The sequence below is a fragment of the Ruminococcus sp. AF20-12LB genome, assembly GCF_003478985.1.
Classification (GTDB): Bacteria; Bacillota; Clostridia; order Lachnospirales; family Lachnospiraceae; genus Blautia_A.
In genome coordinates this window covers 446,858-467,487 of the sequence record NZ_QUGH01000001.1, presented here as the reverse complement: position 1 = coordinate 467,487, position 20,630 = coordinate 446,858, and the positions used below count along the sequence as shown (strand labels likewise).

Below are 20,630 nucleotides of genomic sequence, written 5' to 3'. Positions count from 1 at the left end.
GATTTTGTATGGCAAAAAGACTTTCCCGCATTGAGCGCGATATTGAACGGCTCAAAGAAAAAATCTCTGAATACCAGCAGCAGTTGAAAGAACTGGAAGCTGCAAAGACTGAACAGGAAAACCTGCAGATCATTCAGCTGGTGCGCAGCATGAACATGAAGCCGGACGAGTTCGCGGCTTTCCTGCGCAGCGGTGCGCTGAATGCTGCACCTACCGCCACACCGTACCACAAACAGGAGGATGCCGCCAATGAAAGCTGATTGGAACCGCCGTTTTGCAGCTGGGCTGCTGGCTATCCTGCTCTGCCTCTGCTCCTTTTCCATGCCCGCTTTTGCAAGCGGCTCTGACCCTGCCCCGGAACCTCTGCCGGAAATTCTGGACGAGAAAACTACCACTGGCGGCATGGAGCCGGAGGGTGTACCTATCACGCCCAAAGGCAACGCAACACTGGTGGATGATTTTTACGGCGACAAGCAACTTATCACCGTGACTACCAAAGCCGGGAACTATTTTTACATCCTGATTGACCGTGCAAACGAGGACAAAGAAACCTCTGTCCACTTTCTGAACCAAGTGGACGATGCCGACTTGCTGGCCCTGCTGGATGAAGAACCGCAGACCACCGAGGTCTGCACCTGCACGGTGAAATGCGAGGCCGGGAACGTCAACGAAAACTGCTCCTTGTGCGAAAAGAGCCTGCGCAACTGCACAGCCCCGGAAGCGGTGAAAACAGACACCGAAACGCCAGAGGAAAAGTCGAAATCCAGCATGGGCAGTCTGATGATCCTGCTGGTGCTGGCTCTGGCTGGCGGCGCAGCACTCTACTATTTCAAGTTCCGCAAGCCCAAGACCGATACCACCGGCCACGATGATCTGGACGAATACGATTTTGGCGAGGACGAAGATGCAGACGAGGAACCGGCTGAAATCGAGATTCATTCGGAGAACGGACAGGAGGACGAAACATGAGCGTTCAGCTGGTAATTGCCGAAAAGCCCAGCGTAGCCCGCAGCATTGCCGCCGTGATCGGGGCCGCTGAAAAGCAAAACGGCTATTGGCAGGGTGGCGGGTATCTGGTCAGCTGGTGCATCGGGCATCTGGTGTCCTTTGCCGAGGCTGGCCAGTACGACGAAAAATACTGCAAATGGCGGTATGAGGATTTGCCCATCCTGCCCCAGCCGTGGCAGTTCATTGTCCCGGACGAGAAGAAACAGCAGTTTGAAGTTCTGCGTGCCCTGCTCAACCGCCCGGATGTGGACAGTGTGACTGCCGCAACCGACGCAGGCCGGGAGGGAGAACTGATCTTCCGCTTTGTCTACCAAATGGCCGGCTGCACGAAACCCGTAAAGCGGCTCTGGATTTCCAGCATGGAGGATGCCGCCATCCGGGAGGGCTTTGCAAACCTGTGCCCGGATTCGGATTATGATGCGCTGTACCAATCGGCCCTCTGCCGTGCAAAAGCAGATTGGCTGGTGGGCATCAATGCAACGCGGCTGTTTTCGGTGCTGTACCACAAGACTCTGACCGTGGGCCGCGTACAGACACCGACATTGAAAATGCTGGTGGACCGGGATGCAAAAATCCTGCGCTTCCAGAAAGAAAGGTATTACACAGTCGGCATCCAGTCCGGCAGCCTGAAAGCAGACAGTGGGCGCATTGCGGATGCAGAAACCGCAAATTCTCTCAAAGAAAAATGCACAGGCACAACTACCGTTTGTACTTCTGTCAAACGGGAGAAAAAGACAGTACAGCCGCCCAAGCTCTATGACCTGACCACCTTGCAGCGGGAGGCAAACCGCCTGTTCGGCTTCACGGCAAAGCAGACCCTTGACTATGCCCAGCAGCTTTATGAAAAGAAACTGCTGACCTATCCCCGCACGGACAGCCAATATCTGACCGAGGACATGGGCCAGACAGTACAACATCTTGTGTCTGACCTGCTGAGGCTGCTGCCCTTTGCCCAAGGGCTTGACTTGACCCCGGAAGTGGGCCGGGTGCTGAACAGCAAAAAGGTATCGGACCACCACGCCATCATTCCTACCGCAGAATTTGCAAAGCAGGGATTCACCGGCCTTGCCGAGAGTGAATGCAAGCTGCTGAACCTTGTCTGCTCCAAGCTGCTCTGCGCGATAGCCGCGCCCCATGAGTACGAAACTGTGACTGCTGTGTTCTCCTGCGCCGGGAACGAGTTCACCGCCAAGGGAAAAACGGTGCTTGTCCCCGGATGGAAAGAGATCGACCAGCGATTCCACTCCACCCTGAAAACAGACGGTGATGAAGAAACGGAAGCCCTGAACACCCTGCCGGAACTGGCCGAGGGACAGAGTTTTTCCGTGACGGCTAACGTTTCGGAACATTTCACGTCCCCGCCGAAAGCCTACACCGAAGATACGCTCCTGTCAGCAATGGAGCGGGCCGGAGCCGAGGATATGCCGGAAAACGCAGAACGCAAGGGGCTGGGTACGCCCGCCACCCGCGCCGCGATTCTGGAAAAATTGGTGCAAATGGGCTTTGTGCAGCGCAAGGGCAAACAGCTTGTCCCCACCAAGGACGGCATCAATCTGGCGGTGGTTCTGCCGGAAAGCCTGACCTCTCCCGTCCTGACCGCCGAATGGGAAAACCGCCTGACCGAGATTGCCAAGGGCAATGCAGACCCGGACGAGTTCATGGCCGAAATTGAAGCGCAGGTGCGTCAGCTGGTCAAGACCTATTCTTGTATCAGTGCAGATAAGCAAAACCTGTTCCAGTCGGAACGGGTTATTATCGGCAAGTGTCCCCGGTGCAGTGAAAACGTCTATGAGGGCAAGAAAAACTTCTACTGCGGGAATCGTAGCTGTCAGTTCGTGATGTGGAAGAATGACCGCTTCTTTGAGCAGCGCAAAAAGGCGTTCACACCGAAGATCGCCGCTGCTCTGCTCAAAAACGGTAAGGCAAAGGTCAAGGGCCTCTATTCTGAAAAAACAGGCAAAACCTATGATGCAACGGTGCTTCTGGCAGATACGGGAGGCAAGTACGTCAATTACCGGGTAGAGCGTAAGGGATAAAGAAAACGAGGGCCGGTTATGGTAAGGTGAAGCATTCATTTTGCCATAACCGGCTCTCTCTATCCGTAGGATAGCAAAAAAGGAGTGTGACCAAATGAGCGAATTATTTTCCATCCAGCTGCAAAATCGGCAGCAGCAAGGCAGGGATGGCGTCTGGCTGGACCTGCCTACCACAACCGAACAGGTACAAGCGGCCCTGCGGCAAATCGGCATTTCGTCCGATAATCCGCAGGGCCTTTTCATTTCCGGCTATTTTGCCGAGGAAGAAAAGCGTTTTGCCATCCCCTACAACATGGTGCTGGCATCCAATGTGGATGAACTAAACTTTCTTGCATCACGACTGGAAACACTCTCTGCCGGGGAACGCGCAGAGCTGAACGCCGCCCTGCAAGCCCCGCAGAGTGAGCTTTTCAGCATCGGGAGAATCACCGACTTTCCCGAAAACGTGGACTATTATGTGCATCTGCCGGATGTGCGCGGGCCTGCCCAGCTGGGCGACTACTATCTGAACCGTTCCGGCATGGTGGATATGCCGGAAGAATGGAAAGGCGGCATCGACACGGCGCAGTTCGGCCGGTATGTGGCCCAGCAGGAGCAGGGCGTGTTTACCGAGTATGGCTACCTTGTCAAAAGCGGGGATGCGTGGCAGAAAGTCCACGAGGGCCAGCCTGTGCCGGAGGAATACCGGGTACTGTCCTTTCCTGCGCCGGAAGTTTTGCGAGATTCGGCCAACATCCCGCCGCCTGTTCAGCCTGAAACGGAACCGCAGAAAGTTATCCCCATCATCCTGAACGGCAAAGACAGCGCAGAGCGCATGAAAGAGATAACAGACCGGCTGGAAACAGGGATTCAGCAGTTGTTCGACAGCGACCGTTACAAAGTCTATCTCACCACGATGGCGAAATTCCACAATTATAGCTTCAACAACACCTTGCTGATCGCCATGCAGGGCGGCCAACTGGTGGCGGGCTTCAACAAGTGGAAAGACACGTTCCACCGCACCGTAAAGAAAGGCGAAAAAGGCATCAAAATCCTTGCTCCTGCGCCGTACAAGGTCAAGCAGAAGATGGAAAAGCTGGACGAACAGGGCAAGCCGATTCTGGACAAGGACGGCAAGCCGCTGACGGAAGAAAAAACGGTGCAGATTCCGGCCTTTAAGGTGGTTTCCGTGTTCGATGTCAGCCAGACCGAGGGCGAACCGCTGCCATCTATCGCAGTGAATGAACTGTCCGGCAGCGTGCAGGACTATCAAGATTTTTTCAAAGCGTTGGAGCAAGCTTCCCCGGTGCCCATCGGGTTTGAGGACATCGAGGGCGGGGCGCACGGTTATTTCCACCTGCTTGACAACCGCATTGCCATTCAAGAGGGCATGAGCCAGTTACAGACCATCAAGACGGCTATCCATGAAATTGCCCACGCCAAACTTCACGCCATCGACCCCACCGACCCGGAACAGACCAACCGCCCGGACAGCCGCACCCGCGAGGTGCAGGCCGAAAGCGTAGCTTATGCAGTCTGCCAGCACTACGGGCTGGACACATCCGAGTATTCCTTTGGTTATGTGGCCGGGTGGAGTTCGGGCCGGGAACTGGCCGAGTTGAAAGCCTCTCTGGAAATTATCCGCAATACGGCCCATGAACTGATCTCCGCTCTGGACGAACATCTGGCAGAACTGCGCCAGCAGCGGGAAGCAGACCTTTCTGCTGCACAGGAGACTGCATTTGCGCTGGACAACGGCAATACGCTGTTCATCCAGACCTGCGATTCCGGCTATGACTACACCCTGTATGGCCCGGATAATAAGGCTCTGGACGGAGGCCAGCTGGACGCGCCCGGTCTGACCCTGCCAGATGCCGGAGAGGAAGCTCTTGCTCTGCTGGGGCAGACAGTCAAGGTGTCGGAAGTTTTGTTGGGCGACAAGCTGGCAGCGTTCCAAGAGGCAGCAGAAAAAGCGAATGAAATTCCCGCACCCGTTAAAATTCCAGACCCCGCCGCAGAGCCCACGGTCACAATTCTGTGGAGTGAAAGTGACAAGCTGCAGGACGGCGAAACCATGCCACTGTCCGTGGCAAACCGCGTCTTTGAAGAACTGGACACCACCCAGCACACGGAACGGGAAAAGGACGGCTACACAGGTGGCTGGTACGACAAGACCGCATTCCGCATTGATTTTACCCTGAACGGCCAGCCAGACAACTACGAGGGGCGGCAGGATTTTGGTGACGGAGAGGGTTCTTTGGTTCAACACATCCAGAACTACCACGAATACTACGCCAAAGATGAAAACTGGAAGAATTTTGTTCTGCATAACAAAGGCCCGAAAGCATGGGAGCAGGACAAGGCAGAGCGGGAAATGGTGCTGACCGAGTTTATCCCGTACCTCAAACAGCATTGCAATCTTTCCGCTATGGAGCAGACGGCTACCGCCGCTTTGCGAGAGGGACAGAACATTTCGCCGGAACAGGCGGCCTATTACAACGCTGTTGTGGCCTATGTGCAGGACTGCCGCCCGCTGCTCAACCAAGGCCAGTATAACTTGCCGGAACCGCCCAAGCTGGCTGACTTTGACCAGAGCTTGCAGGATTACAAGGCACAGGTGCAGGCCGAGATCGCGCAGGAAGCGGCTGCTGCCGGAATGACCGTAGAGGAATACGCAGCGGCAGGCTTTGAAGCACCGCAGCAGGACAGCTTTTCCATCTACCAGCTGCGCAATGAAGATTCCACCCGCGATTACCGTTTTGAGCCCTACGACCGCCTGCAGGCTGCCGGTTTGACCGTGGACAAGGCCAACTATACGGAAGTATACGCCGCGCCGCTGACTGCTGGCACCACGTTGGAGGACATCTACCGCACATTCAATGTGGACTATCCGGCAGATTTCAAGGGACACTCGCTGTCTGTTTCGGATGTGGTGGTGCTGCACCAGAATGGGCAGGACACCGCCCACTACTGCGACAGTGTGGGCTTCCAGCAGGTGCCGGAGTTCTTGCGGGAAAATCCGCTGCGCACCGCAGAACTTTCCACCGAACAAAACGAAAATATGATTGATGGCGTGCTGAACAATGCGCCCTCTCTGGGCGAATTGGAGGCCAAAGCAAAGGCCGGAGAACAAATCTCTCTGACAGACCTTGCCGCCGCAGTCAAGGCCGAGGAAAAGGCACCAAAAGCCAAGAAGTCCCGCACAGCCAAGCCGAAAAAGCCGTCCATCCGGGCACAGCTGGATGCCGCAAAAAAGGAACAGAGCAAGCAAACGCTGCCACGGGAAAAGGCAAAGGAATTGGAGGTCTGACACATGAATTTTAGCGTGGAAGAAGAAAATTTGATCTGTATGTACCACACCTCTGACCGCCGCCGCACGATGGCACGGATGCTGGCCGCCCTGCCGGATATGGACACAGAAATGCGGCGACTGGCGAATGGAACCATTGCAAAGTTGGAGCACATGACTGATGCGGACTTTGACGGACAGAGGTTCGATTTTGCGGGTGAGTGATACCGCCAGCTCGACAATGACACATTATTTTCAGCAAAAGTGATGTGTCGTTGCCAACACAGAAATAGCCGGACACGGTGGCCTTGTGGCTGCTGTGTCCGGCTATTTTTCATGTATCAGTCTTTATCTTTTTTCTCGGTGGGATTTTCCGGCAGTTCGGCGGCATCTTCTACAATGTCGGTCACAAGCTGCTGGAAGTCAAACGCATTCTTTTCTGTAATAACGGGCTTGCCAGTTTCTGCTTCAAGAGCCTGCCGTGCAATACCGGCTACCTTGCCGCCGCGTTTAGCAACCTGCTTGTTTTCTTCAAAGGTCTGCGGCTTTGCAGTCTTGGAAATATCCGTGGTAGATGCTTCCGCCAGCATGGTCAGCACAAGTTCCAAATCGGTCATGTTGTCCCGGAGATTTTCTTTTGTCAGACCTTTCAGCCGCTTGTACTGCCCCGTGGTCATGCCGGACCATGCGCGGGAGATTTCATCGGTCAGGATGGCGTACTCCTTGCCCTTTTGCACTCCGCGCTTCTTCCATTCGTCCGTTAGTTCGTTGCGGATGCGGATTGCCAAAAGCCGCTGGTGAATCCATTCTTCGGAGTAGCCTTTCTTCAAATAGGTATCAAGCGCACGGTCAATAGCTTGCTCCGGGTCGATGGTTTCTTCGATGCGTTCCTTGCCCACCATTGCCAGCCATGCCTTGAACGGTTCAGCTTTCGGGGACGGGATGGACTGGATGATACGCAAAAGCTGTTCGGTGTTGGCGACATCTGTCTTGTACCGTTTTCCATCAGAGGACAACATTTTCAGTTGTACGATTTTTTCGTACAACTCATTTGCCCCCTCAGCTTTCAGCTTACGCTTAAGGTCGCTCCAATAACGCCGTGGATTGGCTGTTCCAGTTAAAACAGAAATAACATCAATAATCGAAAAATACCATTCTTCCTTTTCTGCATCCCATGCAGTACGGATTTTCTGATCTTCAAAAAGCTGGATAGAGCCGTTATCGTTCACTTCTGCCATAGAGGGTTCCTCGCTTTCGTTGTCTAAGTCTATTTTACATGATTTCGGACGGAAACGCCACCCGGTCTAAGCGTTTGGGATTCAAAAATCCGAACAATATTTTGTGCAGATTTACCGTTCCTGCATCTGCTCCTTTCCCGGTGCTGTCCGCAGAATGCCGTCCACATTCTGCTTTATGATGCCATACTCCTGCATCTGGCGTTTGGCATCATTGTACTGCCGCTGCATCTGGTCTTTCTGCTCGGCCAGTTGCTTATACTCGTTTTTCAGGGCGTAGAGGTCGGGTAGCTTTTGAAAGCCCTGCTCTTTTAGAGCTTTCGCCGCTGCTTCATAGAGAATCAAGGTTCCTTCATGTTTACGTCGGAACTGCTTTTTGTCAGCAGCCCGCTGATACTCCTGCAACAGTGGGCGCAGTTCTTTACAGGTGGTGACATCCTTTATCAGCACGGCCATTTCAGCAAGTCGGCGCTCTGCTGCTTTCAATGCGGCGGCAGCTTCGGTGCTGGCGGCGGTGATCTCGGCCACCCGGTTTTCCAAATCCGGGTAGCTTTCGATTTCATGCTCGGTCAGGAAGTTCAGCGTCCGGGCCGCCTGTTTCAGATTGTGGAGTTTTGCCCACTTCTCATACCCTGCGGACTGCTGGGCCTTGATGCTGTTCTCCAAATCAATCCGCAGCGAAATTTTGCGGTTTTCTTTGGGCTTCCGCTCCACGAACCGCCCTTTGATGCGTTCGATGATGGCTTCCTCGGTGTAGGCTTCGCCCAGCGTTTTGCAGCGGGTGAACCGTTCCTGTCCGGGCGCACGGAACGAAACATACTTGCCACGCTTGGCCTCGTAGCCCTGCTCCTGCAGGAGCCGCAGAAAATCGTCAAAATCCTTGGCCTGCGGGATGGCTGCATCTATGGCAGCTTTCAGCTTCGCCTTCCAGCTTGTACCCTTGCGGTGTGCATCCCACTCGGCATAGCTCTTGCCTCTGTCTTGGTCGGGCATTACCACGGACAGGCCGTGTTCCTTGCAAAGTCGGTCACTGGTGCGCCGGATGTAAGCATAGCTCCGCCGGTTGGAAACATACTTCCGCTGGTTCACCATGTCCACAGCACAGAAAATGATGTGGTTGTGGACGTGCCCCTTGTCAATGTGCGTGGTCAGTACATAGGGATATTTTCCTTGCAGGACTTCATCTGCAAGCTGTCGACCAATCTCGTGGGCCTGCTCCGGCGTGGTTTCGCCCGGCGCAAAAGACTGTATCAAGTGGTGGGCCAGATTGTTGCCTTTCTGCATGGCCTGTGACAGCAGCAGTTCAAATTCGATGTCGGCGGTTTCGTAGGAGCAGGCAAAGGAGGACACCAGCATTTTTTCATCCGTCTTGGCTGGATTCTCAATGTAGTCCAGTGCCTTTTTCAGCGTTGACTTGATAGGATGTATCTTTGTAACTGCCATATCTGTGCCAGCGCTCCTTTGATGTCCGTAATATCTTGTGTGTACAGCGGCCCCATGCTGTTCAGCCGCCGTGCGATCTGATTGACGTTGACGCCAATCTTCTGCAGTTCGGCGGTCTGCGCCCGGATGTCGGTGGTGTCGATGTGGACAACATAACCATCTATCAGCATCTTCCGGGCGTAGGCAGAAAAATTCCGTGTGTGCAGCAGAGCCATCTTCTGCCGGATAAGTTCCTGTTCCTCCGGCGTCACGGGAACACGCAGAACAATTTTTCGGGTTCGGTTCGCCATAGTTTCACCTCGTTTCTTGGGGGTCTGGGGTACTCCCCAGCAAGCATTTCTGCCGGGAGTGGCTACACTCCCTATGCTTGCTACGTTACCTTTCCCCACTACTAAGACACCGAAACGCCCCCGTTTTGCCCGCAAAATACAAAAAAATAAGAGGACGCTTTTGCATCCTCTCAATGACCGTGCATGACAATCAGACACACACGGGCTCTTTTTCCTGTTCATGGATTCGTAAGGCACCGTCAATGGCACCTTCTACGATGGGTAAGTATTCTTCCGGGCAAAGCTGCAGCTTGTGGCTGACCCGCTGACGTTCCGCACTTTCTTCCCGCATGAGTTCCGGGTTGAAGTACCGCTCCACGGGCAAACCACATATTTTTATCAGCTGAATCACCACCGGCAAGCTGGGCAACGTGCCTTCGTTTTCGATGTTCGCAAGATACCGGCTGTCACAATGTATCATGTCGGCCAGCGCACTGCGGGAAAGCTGTTTTGCCTTTCGTGCTGCCTTGACATCCGCTCCGAACGTTTCAAAGCCGGGACAGTCCTCAATTTTCGCCATTCTGCATCACCCATATACATTTTATAGTTCATGGGTGATTGGCGAAATGATGCAAAGCGCATTGTTGCTAAACTTTATTGTTCATAGTTTGAGCATTGTATTGTAAAGTGGGCTATCCTATAATAAGGAAGAAACCCTTTTTTGAAAAATCCGTCCGCTGTAACATTTCGCGGACATTTGCCTGTTATACTATTTGCAAAAAGAAAAGGAAGTGAGGATGTGAAGCAGATTTTAATTGTCGAGGACGACAGTTTTTTGAATAAGATGTTGGCCTACAACCTGACCGCAGACGGCTACGGCGTGACTTCTGCCCTAAATGCCAGAACCGCCGCCGACGCCATCCGCCAGCGGGAATTTGATTTAGTGCTGCTGGACATCAACCTGCCGGACGGGAACGGTTTTGAGCTGTGCAAGCTGATAAAGCCCCAGCACTCGGACACCATCGTGATTTTCCTAACCGCCAACGATCAGGAGAGCGACCAGATACGGGGCTATGAGGTGGGCGCGGTGGACTACATCACAAAGCCCTTTGTGATCGGGGCCTTGCAGCGGAAAATCAAAGCCATGTTCGCCATGCTGGAACACCACAAACCGGCCAAGGACATTTACGACGACGGGCGGCTGTTTCTGGACTTCTCGGAGCAGACGGCTTCCCTAAACGGCAAGCCCCTGACCCTATCCCCGATGGAGTACAAAATGCTGAACCTGTTCCGCAAAAATCCCCGGCAAGTGCTGACCCGTGGGCAGCTTTTGGAAAAGCTGTGGGATATAGACGAGAGGTTTGTGGACGAACACACCCTGACAACCTCCATCAGCCGGATTCGCAGCAAGATTGAAGCCGACGGAGGTGTGCCATACATCAAGACCGTTTACGGTATGGGCTATCAATGGACGGGAGGCGAGGCAAAATGAAGTTTCAAAATCTATCGGTAAAGCGGCTATTTGGCCGGGTGGCAATAGGGCTTGTCCTCTCCATGTCCGGGATTACCATAGCCCTGTTTCTTGTGACAAAACAGACGGCGGTGCTGCTGACGGGCGGGGCGCTGCTGTTGTGCGCCCTTGTGGGGATTTTTGTACTGACGCAGGCGTTTGGAAAGCGGTTGTCGCAGTTTACCGCTGACCTGTGCCAGACCTTAGACCACATGATCGCCGGAAATGAAGCACCCCAGCGGCCAGAGGACAGCGAAACCCAGCTCGCCAGAATCGGGCACCGGCTGGCGAGACTTTACCAGATCATGCAGGAGAACCGTCGCCGGGTGGACGAGGAACGGCAGGAGTTACAGACCCTTGTATCGGATATTTCCCATCAGGTGAAAACGCCGGTAAGCAATCTGAAAATGGCGACGGACACCCTGCTGGAAAAGCCTATGACCGAGGCGGAGCGTACCGATTTTATCCGTGGAATCCGCACCCAGACAGATAAACTGGACTTTCTCTTTCAGGCCCTTGTGAAAACCTCCCGGCTGGAAACGGGCGTGATCCAGTTGGATAAGAAACCGGGCCGCCTTTTTGATACTGTGGCACAGGCCATGAGTGGGATCGTGTATGCAGCGGAGAAAAAGGAAATTGCCGTGTCCGTGGACTGCCCAGAGGATTTGACCGTTTCCCATGACAGCAAGTGGACATCCGAAGCCCTCTTTAACCTGCTGGACAATGCGGTGAAGTACACCCCGGCGGGCGGGAAAATCGCTGTGTCGGTGGTGCTGTGGGAAATGTATGTGGAGATCAAAGTGACCGACACCGGCAAGGGCATTTCTGAAAGCAATCAGGCCGCCATCTTCCGGCGCTTCTATCGTGAGGAAGAAGTACACGAACAGCAGGGCGTGGGCATTGGCCTATATCTGGCTCGCGAGATCGTAACGCGACAGGGCGGTTATATCAAAGTGGTTTCGGAGCCGGGCAAGGGTTCGGAATTTTCCATTATGCTGCCTACAAAATAGAACGCGGCGGACGGCCATTTCCGGCTGCCGCCGTAAATTTTTTTGAAATGTCCGAGCGTTGTAACATTTCACCCTGATTTTCAATGAAATTTTTTGGCCGCTGTAACATTTCGCGGACATTTGGGTTTTACAATACCCTTATCAACAGGCAGAAAGCCTTGAAAGGAGTTTTGAGTATGAGCGTTTTACAGACGATTGATCTGAAAAAGTATTACGGCACAGAGCCGAACATCACCCGCGCCCTTGACGGCGTGAACTTCTCCGTGGAGGACGGCGAGTTTGTGGCTGTTGTGGGAACCTCCGGCAGCGGCAAGTCTACCCTGCTTCACATGATGGGCGGGCTGGACACCCCTACTTCCGGCAATGTCATTGTCCGGGACAAAGAGCTGTCAAAAATGAACGACGAGCAGCTTACCATCTTCCGCCGCCGCAACATCGGCTTTATCTTCCAGAACTATAACCTTGTTCCCATCCTGAATGTGTATGAGAACATCGTCCTGCCGGTGGAGTTAGACGGGGACACGGTGGATCAGAAGTTTTTGGACGAGATCGTTCACCTGCTGGGGCTGGAAGATAAACTGAAAAATATGCCTAACAATCTTTCCGGCGGCCAGCAGCAGCGTGTGGCGATTGCCCGCGCTCTGATTACCAAACCGGCTATCGTGCTGGCCGACGAGCCGACCGGCAACCTTGACAGCAAGACCAGCGCCGAGGTGCTGGGGCTTATCAAGCGCACAAGTGCGGAGTTCCGGCAGACTGTTGTGATGATTACCCACAATAACGACATAGCCCGCCTTGCAGATCGGATTGTCCGCATTGAGGATGGCAAGATTGTGGAGTAAGGAGGTGGCAGACTATGACATGGCCTTTTGAAAATGATACCAGTGACATTGAAAAGAAGCTGGCAAAGCGCAGTTTGCATCGTGAACGGCAGCGTAATTTATTTGCAATCATTGCTCTTGTGCTAACTGCATTTATGATAACTGCGACATTCAGTATTGGTTTTAGTTACTTTGAAACCTACCAAATGCAACAAATTCGGTTAATGGGAACTACCGCTGATGTCGGAATCACAAATGTAACAGAAAATCAGTTGGTTGAAATTTCAAAATCAAACCTTGTCCTTGACGTAGGTATACAGCAGCGTTTAGGTAGTGTTGATACAGAACAATTGAGAAACGCAAGATTAGGTGTAGTATGGATAAATGATACAGAGTGGGAACACCACCGTCTTCCTACTATATCAGGTGTTGTAGGAAATTACCCATCAAGTAAAAACGAAATTATGCTACCTACATGGGTGCTTGAACAGATGGGCATTTCTGATCCGCAAATAGGGATGGAGATTGTGTTGTCATACCAAATTGGCGATAGCTATGATTATGTCACGGACACCTTTTTGCTGTCGGGCTACTATACGGACTACATTCCAATGCGCACAAATAATCGTGGTTATGTTTATGTTTCATCCGCTTTTAAGGATAGCTTAAATGTATCACTGGATAATAGTGTTACGGCAATGATCCGTTTTCAAGGCAATGATAATGCTGACAAAAACTGTGAAAGATTGCGGCGTGAGATTGACTTTACAGAAGGGCAAACATTTGAAATTGTACCATTAGAACAGGCAAATGGTGGAACTATTATTTTAGCTGTAATAATTTTAGCAGTTTTTATATCCTTTAGCGGCTATCTGCTGATTTATAATATTCTTTATGTCTCTGTCATAAAAGATGTGCAATTCTATGGCCGTCTTAAAACGATTGGAACGACCCAAAGGCAGATAAAGAGAATTATCTATAAGCAGGCAATCAGAATCTCTTGTATTGGTATTCCGATTGGTCTGTTACTTGGTGCGGTTGTTTCCTTTGGCATTGTTCCTTACTTCCTGAATATGATGTATTCAACAAATTCTGATGTGGGAACAAAAGTATCTTTTTCGCCGTTTATTTTCATAGGAGCGGCCATATTTACGTTCATTACCGTTATGATTGCAAGCATGAAGCCCGCCAAAATTGCCGGAAGTGTTTCACCAATAGCAGCACTCCAATATACAGCAGCCCGCACAAAGAGCAGCGCCAGAAATTGTAGCAAAATGAAGTTGTCCAGAATGGCATGGAACAATGTCTTTCGTAATGCTAAGAGTACAACCCTTGTTTTTGCATCGCTTTTTTTCGGCCTTTCCTTGTTCCTTGTCGTCACAGGGCTATTACATGGTTTAAGCCCGGAGAATTATGTGAGCCAATGGGGAGTAAGCGATTTTGCACTCACATATAGTATCCACGAAAGAGAAGATTTAATTTCCAGCGAAATGGTTTCAGAGATTGGTCAGCTTGACGGCATTGAGAATTTGAGGTTGACCTATGCACCTTATCCTCAAGTAGTAGCAGATGTTGTATATGACGATGCTGTATTTCACGAGTTTCTTGCGTCATTAGACGGAGTAAACAGCATTGATTTTTCTGATCCGGCAAAATTAGAAAATTATCAGCAAAACTTTTTTAGTGGGGTTTTTGGAATTGACAGTGCATATTTGGAAGAAATCAATAAAACCTTAAACTTGCCTATTGACACGTCTGCCTTTGAACAAGGAAAGGTTGTGCTGCTGTCCAAAACAGTAGAAGACCTTATTCAGCCGGGGCAGGAAATAACAATCCAGACGCAGAACGGACAGCATTCCTTTATTGTAGCGAACGGTTATTTGAATGAAGGGTTTCGAGCAGGAGGAGGCAATGAGAGAGGGACGGCTCCTGATTTGTATATTAGTCAAACAGCTTTGAAAGAACTCTTTCCGCAATATAGAGTGTTCCGCGTGGCCTTTGATACGGATGGTCAACATGACGAAAGTATACTGCAAGAATTAAAGCAAATCACCGCATCACAAGCTAACATTGATATTATATCCCGATATGAACGGCGAGAAGAAATGCAGGAATATCTCATTACAGCAAAGGTTTTAGGAACAGGGTTGTCCGTGATCCTGCTGCTTGTTGGTGTCATGAACTTTGTCAATACAATGGTTGTCAATGTAAATACTCGGCGCTATGAATTAGCTGTTCTTGAAAGCATTGGAATGACAAAGCGACAAATCAAACGAATGCTATTTATGGAAGGTTTCTATTATTGGGGCGTTTCCCTTTCCCTTGCAGTCACCATTGGAACAGCAATCTTCATCTTGCTATATATGATTTTTAGTAAAGTGGCCTATTATGCTGTTTTCTCCTATCCATTTATCCCACTGGTGCTGGTGTCTGGACTGGTGTTGCTAATCTGCCTTATTGTGCCTATATGGGTCTACAAAACTGACGTTAACCTTCCAGTTGTGGAGCGATTGCGGTTGACAGAGTGAGTTTAATCAAATAGCAAAACATCCTTAGATCAATCATATCGAAGCGGAGCAGATTTTAGCTGCTCCGCTTCTTTAGTGTTTTTCAAAAGATTCTTTTGAAATGTCCGAGCTTTGTAATAATTCAGCCTGTTTTTCTGTCGAAATCAAAGGCACCTCGGACATTTGTGTAACATTTGGATTTTATAATAATCCTCATAAAGAGAAATAGCCTGTTAGCAAGCTGCCGCACGACGGCAAAAGAAAAAAAGCCGTCGTACAGCAGACATATCAGCGCGCCCATTTTGAACCGGCGGCTTTTGAGAAAATCAAGGCCGCCGGTTCTTTTTTGCTTATCAAAGCGTTTCATCGTCCGTATGGCGGCCACTAGGAGGATGCCGCCATGCGCCTGATATTCTATCGAACGCCTAGCTTTGAACTGTCAAAAAAAGCCTTGCTCCCGCACAGGGTCAGCAGGGCTTTTACTATGTACTATACGATGTAGCTACTGCGCGTTTCGTGCTGCCATTATGCCCGGTTGGCCGTTTTCGGTCTGCTGGGCTTTTCTATTGCCGCCTGAAAAGCTGCCTGTTTCAAAAATATTTTTGGAAATTTTCAAAAAAGCGGGCAGAATCGGGTGTTTCAGGTGTCATATTAGCGGAAAGGGAAAAATCCACCCGACATCCCCACGGAAAGGGGGTGAGAAGATGGAAGCTATCCCTCGCAACGATGGCGAACAGTACCGATTCGATGCGTTCTGCAAAGCGGTGCTGCGAAATGAGGCCCGGAACTATCACCGAAATAAGAAACGTCTGCTTGACCGTGAAAAGTCATTCAGCGTTCTTTCGTTGGAAGAACTGGGGCAGCTCACGAGTGTAGACCATTATCCAAGTGAAGAATTTGTATTTTCATCCTACGGCTGTGATCTGCACATCGACAATGAACTTGTTGCCAATGCGTTTGCCACTCTGCCAAAGCAAGAACAAAGCATTCTGATTCTGTTTTGCGTTCTGGAACTGGGCGATGGCGAGATTGGCGACCTCATGGGAATGTCCCGGAGTGCTGTACAGCGCCACCGGACAAAAACGCTGAACGAGCTGCAAAAAAAGCTAAAGGCGCACTTGCCGGAGGGAGGTTAGGCGTAAATGAACTCCTATGAACACACGAGCAGAGAGTTTTTACCGCTCTCGGTGATTCGCTCTGCCTGCGCTGGGGATACCGATGCAGTTGAACAGGTTTTGCGACATTACAGAGGTTATATCAACAAGCTCTGTACAGGCATTCTCTATGACAAGCACGGTCAGCCTCATGTGTGCATAGACGAGTACATGAAACGCCATCTGGAAATCAAACTGATTTCTTCTATTGTAACCAAAGCCGAAACGGTCTGACCCTTTCCACGTTTCGGGACTGCACCTTGAAAAACATGCCCGCAGGACAATGGCGGTGCATCATAGGGCAAACGGACACGTTGCTGTCTGTATCGAGCCGGACGGCGGGTGCGCCACGATGCTTTTCTTTGAAAAGTGGAGCGATCATCACCACGCCGCAATGCAAGCGCGGCTGCTTGCGGGCCATGACATACAGGCAGGCTGATACTCCCTTACCGTCAAAGTCCGAGCGTTCAGAGCGTCGCAGGCAATGAGTAGGGCTGCATGAGGAATGCAGGGGTGAGATTCCCGTGGGTTGCTGCCAACAGCCATCCGTTGGCTCATTTTTTGATTTTTAAGAAAGGGGATTTTTACGATGCAAGCGAAAAAGACAAACCCTGAAAAAACAAAAAATCCAGAGATGCTTACTCTGGATTCGACTTATCGTATTGGCAATCGCTCCTTTATCGTTGAGCCGGTGTTCAAAGAAGAAAGTTCCCAGACCTTAGGAGAAGTTCTTCTTCGGCTGATGAAATCCGAAAGCGAAAAATTATAATGACCTTTCGGGAGGCAGCGGACAGAGAAAGCGGATTGTGTTATAATATAGGTGTACAAGTGAATTTGCTATTCGACTGTCCCAAGAAAGGAGCGAGTATGAAACAGTCGAGTAACAAGAAATCCCGTGAAGCAACCGCTTTTCTCTATGAGCGTCTTTCCCGTGATGATAATTTGGAGGGCGAGAGTTACAGCATCGGCAACCAAAAGAAACTGCTCACCAAAGTTGCAAAGGAAAAAGGCTATACCAATCTGGTTCACTTTCTGGATGATGGCATTTCCGGCGTGACCATGAACCGTCCCGGTTTCGTTGAAATGATGCAGCAGCTTGAACAAGGAAAAGCCTCTGCTGTGTTCGTCAAAGACCTTTCCCGTCTGGGCCGAAACTATATCGAGGTCGGGCGGCTGACAGAAGAATTTTTCCCAGACCATGACATCCGACTTGTTGCCGTTTCGGACAACATCGACACGGCCGAGGGAGAAAACGAACTGGCACCCATCCGAAACCTGTTCAATGAGTGGTATGCCCGTGACATCAGCAAGAAACGCCGTATCAGTAATAAAATCAAAGGCAACTCCGGCGAACCGATGGGACTTCCTCCCTATGGATATATCAAGGACCCGAACAATCCCAAGCATTGGGTCATTGATGAAGAAGCTGCACAAGTTGTCCGGCGCATTTTTGATATGACGTTGGAGGGCTTTGGCACGGAACAGATTGCCACCCAGTTTGAAAAGGAAGGCATCCTGACGCCGCAGGCCTACTGGATTCAGAAAGGCATCGGCCGTCCCGGAAAGACCAAGACGCGCCCCGCCACCAAGTGGAATGGCTCCACGATTACCCATCTTCTGTACCAGCAGGAGTATTGTGGTGATGTTCTGAACTTCAAAACCTACTCCAAGTCCTACAAGAATAAGAAGCGGATTCATAACGACCCGGAAAATTGGGTAGTGTTCCAAAATGTTCACGAGCCAATTATTGAGCGAGCCGTGTTTGAACAGGTACAGCAGAAACGCGGAAAAATGCGCAAACGCCGTACCAGCAACGGAGAACACAATATGTTCTCTGGCTTGCTTGTCTGCGCAGACTGCGGCTGCAATCTGCATTTCCACTTCAATCAGGGCAACCCGGAAATCAAGTATTTCAACTGCTCCAACTACAAGGGCAACCGTGGCACCTGCCAATCCACCCACTACATCAGGGTAGACTTTCTGGAAGAAGTGGTGCTGGGCGAGATTCGGCGGCTGACCAAGTTTGCCAGCCTCTATGAGGACGACTTTTTGAAGGCTATTATCGGGCACTCCCAGCAGGCGGACGAAGCCGACCGCAAGCTGAAAGAGAAAGAGTTGAAAGCACTCCTTGCCCGTGATGAAGAACTGGACGGCCTTTTTGAGCGCATCTATGAGGACAATGTTTCCGGCAAAATCTCTGACGAACGCTTTTCCAGAATGTCCCGGAGATATGAGGACGAGCAAAAGGAGCTGACCGAGAAAATCAAACAGCTCCGCTCCGAAATCGAAAAGCAGAGCAGCCGAACTATGACAACGGATATGTTTATCAGTCTGGTTCGCAAGTACACCAGAGCAAAAAAGCTGACACCCCGGATGCTGAATGAACTGGTGGAAAAAATCGAAGTGTTCAATGCAGAAAAGGTCAACGGTGTATGGGAGCAGCGGCTCCGCATTCACTACAACTGCGTGGGCACCATCGAGATTCCAAGCGCACTTCCTTTGCCGACACCCGATGTGTCGGTGAATACAAGAAAAGGCGTAGTTGTGAACTACGCCCCTTGTGATGTCGCTATTTAGCAAATAAAAAATGACGAATGTTCTTTGACAGCTAAATGCTGTAAAAACATTCGTCATGATGCGGATAACAGGACTTGAACCTGCACGGTTGCCCACTGGTACCTAAAACCAGCGCGTCTGCCAATTCCGCCATATCCGCATATTCAATTATGTTTTCATCCTGTCTGATGATAAAAAAATAACGGAAAGCAAATGCTTTCCGCTAATGAGGCATCGGGGATTCGAACCCCGGACAACTTGATTAAAAGTCAAGTGCTCTACCGACTGAGCTAATACCCCATAAAAAAGGACTGGGCTAGCTGGATTCGAACCAGCGAATGCAGCAGTCAAAGTGCTGTGCCTTACCGCTTGGCGATAGCCCAATGGGCGAAGGGTGGATACAGGGATTCGAACCCTGGGCCTCCAGAGCCACAATCTGGCGCGCTAACCAACTGCGCTATACCCACCACAACGTGCCTGAAGGGATTCGAACCCCCGACCCACGGCTTAGAAGGCCGTTGCTCTATCCAGCTGAGCTACAGACACATGCTCTCTTCTCAGAGAAGCGGGTGATGGGAATCGAACCCACGTATCCAGCTTGGAAGGCTGGTGTTCTACCATTGAACTACACCCGCATGCTTGCGGTAATAAGTTTACAGCAGTCGGGGTGACAGGATTCGAACCTGCGGCCTCCTGGTCCCAAACCAGGCGCTCTAGCCAAACTGAGCCACACCCCGATGTACCATTTACTTATGGTTTTTATTAAGTTGTTGTCGCCTTCGTTTGTGTTTCGTTTTCGTTTCCTGCCTGACGACAAGTGATATTATATTATAGCAATCTACAAATGTCAACACCTTTTTTGAATTTTTTTAAAAAAACTTTTTTTCACGTTTTTTCCGCCTATTTAAAGGTTTTCTTGTCATTTGTGACTGGCTTATGGTATCATGAAACCATAATTTAAGTCAAGAAAAAAAGCAAACAATAAGGAGATGTTTTTACATGGATATAAAATTATTTCAGCAGAAGCTTAATGACATCTGTGCCATCGCTGAGGAAAACAATAAGCAGCTCTCCCAGCAGCAGATCCGTGACCATTTCGATGAATCGGATCTGAGCACTTCACAGCTTGTAAAGATCCTGCAGTATCTCAAATTAAAAGGGATCACCATCGAAGGCACCGATGAGGGCACCGGTGCTGACAGAGCAGATGCTGTTTCATCCGAATCCCAGGGCAAGGAAGAGCTTCCGGGTACCCGTGCTGCTCTTACTGCCGAGGAACAGGCTTATCTCAGTGACTATATGGAAAGCTTTTCCCCGGAGGGACTTGATCCGGACGATCTTGCTTCCCTCTTTCAGGCCTTTGCAAAGGGAGACACTGCTGCCGAAGGTGCACTGACACAGTTCTACATGGCTCAGGCAGCCCAGATGGCCGCTGAACTGAACTGTGAGGAAATCCACCTGGCCGATCTCATTCAGGAGGCAAATCTGGCCCTTCTGGCGTCTCTCAAAGAGACAGACCCACAGGAGAAAAACGATACCTGGATGCGTGGTCGTATCCGCAGCGGAATCCTTCATGCCATCGAGGAACAGACACAGCAGAAATTCCGTGACGACTATCTGGTATCCAAGGTAGAAAACCTGGAGGCTGCGGTCAAAGAACTCACAGACGATGATGACGCCACTAAATTCACCATTGATGAGCTTGCCGTGATCCTGGATATGAATGTGGATGAGATCCGGGATGTACTTCGCCTTACCGGCGATGATAAATAAAGCTTTCTTCATATGCTTCACAAAAACGGGCCTGACATAG

Annotated in this window: 18 protein-coding genes and 7 tRNA genes; 14 read left to right on the top strand and 11 right to left on the bottom strand. The window is 50.8% G+C overall.

Annotated features, from left to right (window positions below):
* Positions 1 to 8: 8 nt before the first annotated feature.
* From DWX61_RS02115 to DWX61_RS02095, 5 genes are all read left to right on the top strand, one after another.
* Complete coding sequence (locus DWX61_RS02115; RefSeq protein WP_118623536.1) at positions 9 to 260, top strand: DUF4315 family protein; 252 nt, start codon at positions 9 to 11, stop codon at positions 258 to 260.
* Positions 250 to 969 (top strand): DUF4366 domain-containing protein, encoded by a 720-nt coding sequence (locus DWX61_RS02110; protein ID WP_118623534.1) that lies wholly within the window; start codon positions 250 to 252, stop codon positions 967 to 969. Before DWX61_RS02115 ends, DWX61_RS02110 begins: the two co-directional genes overlap by 11 nt.
* Positions 966 to 3,044 carry a DNA topoisomerase 3 gene (locus DWX61_RS02105; RefSeq protein WP_118623532.1) on the top strand — a complete coding sequence of 693 codons (2,079 nt, stop codon included), beginning with the start codon at positions 966 to 968 and terminating at the stop codon, positions 3,042 to 3,044. Before DWX61_RS02110 ends, DWX61_RS02105 begins: the two co-directional genes overlap by 4 nt.
* 94 nt (positions 3,045 to 3,138) lie before the next feature.
* Positions 3,139 to 6,333 carry a YodL domain-containing protein gene (locus DWX61_RS02100; RefSeq protein WP_118623530.1) on the top strand — a complete coding sequence of 1,065 codons (3,195 nt, stop codon included), beginning with the start codon at positions 3,139 to 3,141 and terminating at the stop codon, positions 6,331 to 6,333.
* Between the two features lie 3 nt (positions 6,334 to 6,336).
* The gene (locus DWX61_RS02095) at positions 6,337 to 6,537 is read left to right on the top strand and encodes a transposon-transfer assisting family protein (RefSeq protein ID WP_117477615.1); all 201 of its coding nucleotides are present in this window, start codon (positions 6,337 to 6,339) and stop codon (positions 6,535 to 6,537) included.
* Between the two features lie 116 nt (positions 6,538 to 6,653).
* Here DWX61_RS02095 and DWX61_RS02090 read toward each other — a convergent pair whose 3' ends face one another.
* From DWX61_RS02090 to DWX61_RS02075, 4 genes are all read right to left on the bottom strand, one after another.
* Entirely contained in the window at positions 6,654 to 7,550 is an 897-nt protein-coding gene (locus tag DWX61_RS02090; protein WP_005922866.1) for a BRO-N domain-containing protein, read from the bottom strand.
* Between the two features lie 111 nt (positions 7,551 to 7,661).
* Positions 7,662 to 8,990 carry a relaxase/mobilization nuclease domain-containing protein gene (locus tag DWX61_RS02085; protein WP_118623528.1) on the bottom strand — a complete coding sequence of 443 codons (1,329 nt, stop codon included), beginning with the start codon at positions 8,988 to 8,990 and terminating at the stop codon, positions 7,662 to 7,664.
* The gene (locus DWX61_RS02080) at positions 8,951 to 9,280 is read right to left on the bottom strand and encodes a plasmid mobilization protein (protein WP_118623526.1); all 330 of its coding nucleotides are present in this window, start codon (positions 9,278 to 9,280) and stop codon (positions 8,951 to 8,953) included. The genes DWX61_RS02085 and DWX61_RS02080 overlap by 40 nt, the downstream gene beginning before the upstream one ends.
* Before the next feature lie 190 nt (positions 9,281 to 9,470).
* Positions 9,471 to 9,839, bottom strand: coding sequence for a helix-turn-helix transcriptional regulator (locus tag DWX61_RS02075; protein WP_005927725.1), 369 nt, complete (start codon positions 9,837 to 9,839; stop codon positions 9,471 to 9,473).
* Positions 9,840 to 10,058: 219 nt separating this feature from the next.
* Here DWX61_RS02075 and DWX61_RS02070 point away from each other — a divergent pair, with 219 nt between their 5' ends.
* The 8 genes from DWX61_RS02070 (at position 10,059) to DWX61_RS02030 (ending at position 18,838) form a co-directional block, all read left to right on the top strand.
* On the top strand, positions 10,059 to 10,751 hold the full coding sequence (locus DWX61_RS02070) for a response regulator transcription factor (RefSeq protein ID WP_117929745.1): 693 nt from the start codon (positions 10,059 to 10,061) through the stop codon (positions 10,749 to 10,751).
* Entirely contained in the window at positions 10,748 to 11,779 is a 1,032-nt protein-coding gene (locus tag DWX61_RS02065) for a sensor histidine kinase (protein ID WP_118623524.1), read from the top strand. Before DWX61_RS02070 ends, DWX61_RS02065 begins: the two co-directional genes overlap by 4 nt.
* 176 nt (positions 11,780 to 11,955) lie before the next feature.
* Positions 11,956 to 12,621, top strand: coding sequence for an ABC transporter ATP-binding protein (locus DWX61_RS02060; protein ID WP_002592092.1), 666 nt, complete (start codon positions 11,956 to 11,958; stop codon positions 12,619 to 12,621).
* A 14-nt stretch (positions 12,622 to 12,635) separates the two neighbouring features.
* The gene (locus DWX61_RS02055; RefSeq protein ID WP_118623522.1) at positions 12,636 to 15,128 is read left to right on the top strand and encodes an ABC transporter permease; all 2,493 of its coding nucleotides are present in this window, start codon (positions 12,636 to 12,638) and stop codon (positions 15,126 to 15,128) included.
* 683 nt (positions 15,129 to 15,811) lie between these two features.
* Positions 15,812 to 16,243 (top strand): sigma-70 family RNA polymerase sigma factor, encoded by a 432-nt coding sequence (locus DWX61_RS02050; RefSeq protein WP_118623520.1) that lies wholly within the window; start codon positions 15,812 to 15,814, stop codon positions 16,241 to 16,243.
* A gap of 6 nt (positions 16,244 to 16,249) precedes the next feature.
* A complete protein-coding gene (locus DWX61_RS02045) occupies positions 16,250 to 16,495 on the top strand; it encodes a helix-turn-helix domain-containing protein (RefSeq protein ID WP_117950103.1) in 246 nt (81 codons plus the stop codon).
* 355 nt (positions 16,496 to 16,850) lie between these two features.
* Positions 16,851 to 17,030 (top strand): hypothetical protein, encoded by a 180-nt coding sequence (locus tag DWX61_RS02035; RefSeq protein WP_005927535.1) that lies wholly within the window; start codon positions 16,851 to 16,853, stop codon positions 17,028 to 17,030.
* 98 nt (positions 17,031 to 17,128) lie between these two features.
* Positions 17,129 to 18,838, top strand: coding sequence for a recombinase family protein (locus DWX61_RS02030; protein ID WP_118623518.1), 1,710 nt, complete (start codon positions 17,129 to 17,131; stop codon positions 18,836 to 18,838).
* A 59-nt stretch (positions 18,839 to 18,897) separates the two neighbouring features.
* Here DWX61_RS02030 and DWX61_RS02025 read toward each other — a convergent pair.
* The 7 genes from DWX61_RS02025 to DWX61_RS01995 form a co-directional block, all read right to left on the bottom strand.
* A tRNA-Leu gene (locus tag DWX61_RS02025) sits at positions 18,898 to 18,977 on the bottom strand.
* A 67-nt stretch (positions 18,978 to 19,044) separates the two neighbouring features.
* A tRNA-Lys gene (locus DWX61_RS02020) sits at positions 19,045 to 19,117 on the bottom strand.
* An 11-nt stretch (positions 19,118 to 19,128) separates the two neighbouring features.
* Positions 19,129 to 19,200: transfer RNA gene (locus tag DWX61_RS02015), tRNA-Gln, on the bottom strand.
* 10 nt (positions 19,201 to 19,210) lie between these two features.
* Positions 19,211 to 19,284: transfer RNA gene (locus DWX61_RS02010), tRNA-His, on the bottom strand.
* A 5-nt stretch (positions 19,285 to 19,289) separates the two neighbouring features.
* A tRNA-Arg gene (locus DWX61_RS02005) sits at positions 19,290 to 19,363 on the bottom strand.
* A gap of 18 nt (positions 19,364 to 19,381) precedes the next feature.
* Positions 19,382 to 19,452 (bottom strand) — tRNA-Gly (locus tag DWX61_RS02000).
* Positions 19,453 to 19,479: 27 nt separating this feature from the next.
* Positions 19,480 to 19,554, bottom strand: a tRNA-Pro gene (locus DWX61_RS01995).
* Positions 19,555 to 19,816: 262 nt separating this feature from the next.
* On the opposite strand from DWX61_RS01995, the gene DWX61_RS01990 reads away from it, so the two are divergent.
* On the top strand, positions 19,817 to 20,590 hold the full coding sequence (locus DWX61_RS01990) for a hypothetical protein (protein ID WP_118623517.1): 774 nt from the start codon (positions 19,817 to 19,819) through the stop codon (positions 20,588 to 20,590).
* The last annotated feature ends 40 nt before the right edge of the window (positions 20,591 to 20,630 follow it).

Excerpts from the sequence above, each read along its gene's own strand:
- DWX61_RS02115 (WP_118623536.1), top strand. The coding sequence starts at position 9 with ATGGCAAAAAGACTTTCCCGCATTGAGCGCGATATTGAACGGCTCAAA.
- DWX61_RS02110 (WP_118623534.1), top strand. The coding sequence starts at position 250 with ATGAAAGCTGATTGGAACCGCCGTTTTGCAGCTGGGCTGCTGGCTATC.
- DWX61_RS02105 (WP_118623532.1), top strand. The coding sequence starts at position 966 with ATGAGCGTTCAGCTGGTAATTGCCGAAAAGCCCAGCGTAGCCCGCAGC.
- DWX61_RS02100 (WP_118623530.1), top strand. The coding sequence starts at position 3,139 with ATGAGCGAATTATTTTCCATCCAGCTGCAAAATCGGCAGCAGCAAGGC.
- DWX61_RS02095 (WP_117477615.1), top strand. The coding sequence starts at position 6,337 with ATGAATTTTAGCGTGGAAGAAGAAAATTTGATCTGTATGTACCACACC.
- DWX61_RS02090 (WP_005922866.1), bottom strand. The coding sequence starts at position 7,550 with ATGGCAGAAGTGAACGATAACGGCTCTATCCAGCTTTTTGAAGATCAG.
- DWX61_RS02085 (WP_118623528.1), bottom strand. The coding sequence starts at position 8,990 with ATGGCAGTTACAAAGATACATCCTATCAAGTCAACGCTGAAAAAGGCA.
- DWX61_RS02080 (WP_118623526.1), bottom strand. The coding sequence starts at position 9,280 with ATGGCGAACCGAACCCGAAAAATTGTTCTGCGTGTTCCCGTGACGCCG.
- DWX61_RS02075 (WP_005927725.1), bottom strand. The coding sequence starts at position 9,839 with ATGGCGAAAATTGAGGACTGTCCCGGCTTTGAAACGTTCGGAGCGGAT.
- DWX61_RS02065 (WP_118623524.1), top strand. The coding sequence starts at position 10,748 with ATGAAGTTTCAAAATCTATCGGTAAAGCGGCTATTTGGCCGGGTGGCA.
- DWX61_RS02060 (WP_002592092.1), top strand. The coding sequence starts at position 11,956 with ATGAGCGTTTTACAGACGATTGATCTGAAAAAGTATTACGGCACAGAG.
- DWX61_RS02055 (WP_118623522.1), top strand. The coding sequence starts at position 12,636 with ATGACATGGCCTTTTGAAAATGATACCAGTGACATTGAAAAGAAGCTG.
- DWX61_RS02050 (WP_118623520.1), top strand. The coding sequence starts at position 15,812 with ATGGAAGCTATCCCTCGCAACGATGGCGAACAGTACCGATTCGATGCG.
- DWX61_RS02045 (WP_117950103.1), top strand. The coding sequence starts at position 16,250 with ATGAACTCCTATGAACACACGAGCAGAGAGTTTTTACCGCTCTCGGTG.
- DWX61_RS02035 (WP_005927535.1), top strand. The coding sequence starts at position 16,851 with ATGCAAGCGAAAAAGACAAACCCTGAAAAAACAAAAAATCCAGAGATG.
- DWX61_RS02030 (WP_118623518.1), top strand. The coding sequence starts at position 17,129 with ATGAAACAGTCGAGTAACAAGAAATCCCGTGAAGCAACCGCTTTTCTC.
- DWX61_RS01990 (WP_118623517.1), top strand. The coding sequence starts at position 19,817 with ATGGATATAAAATTATTTCAGCAGAAGCTTAATGACATCTGTGCCATC.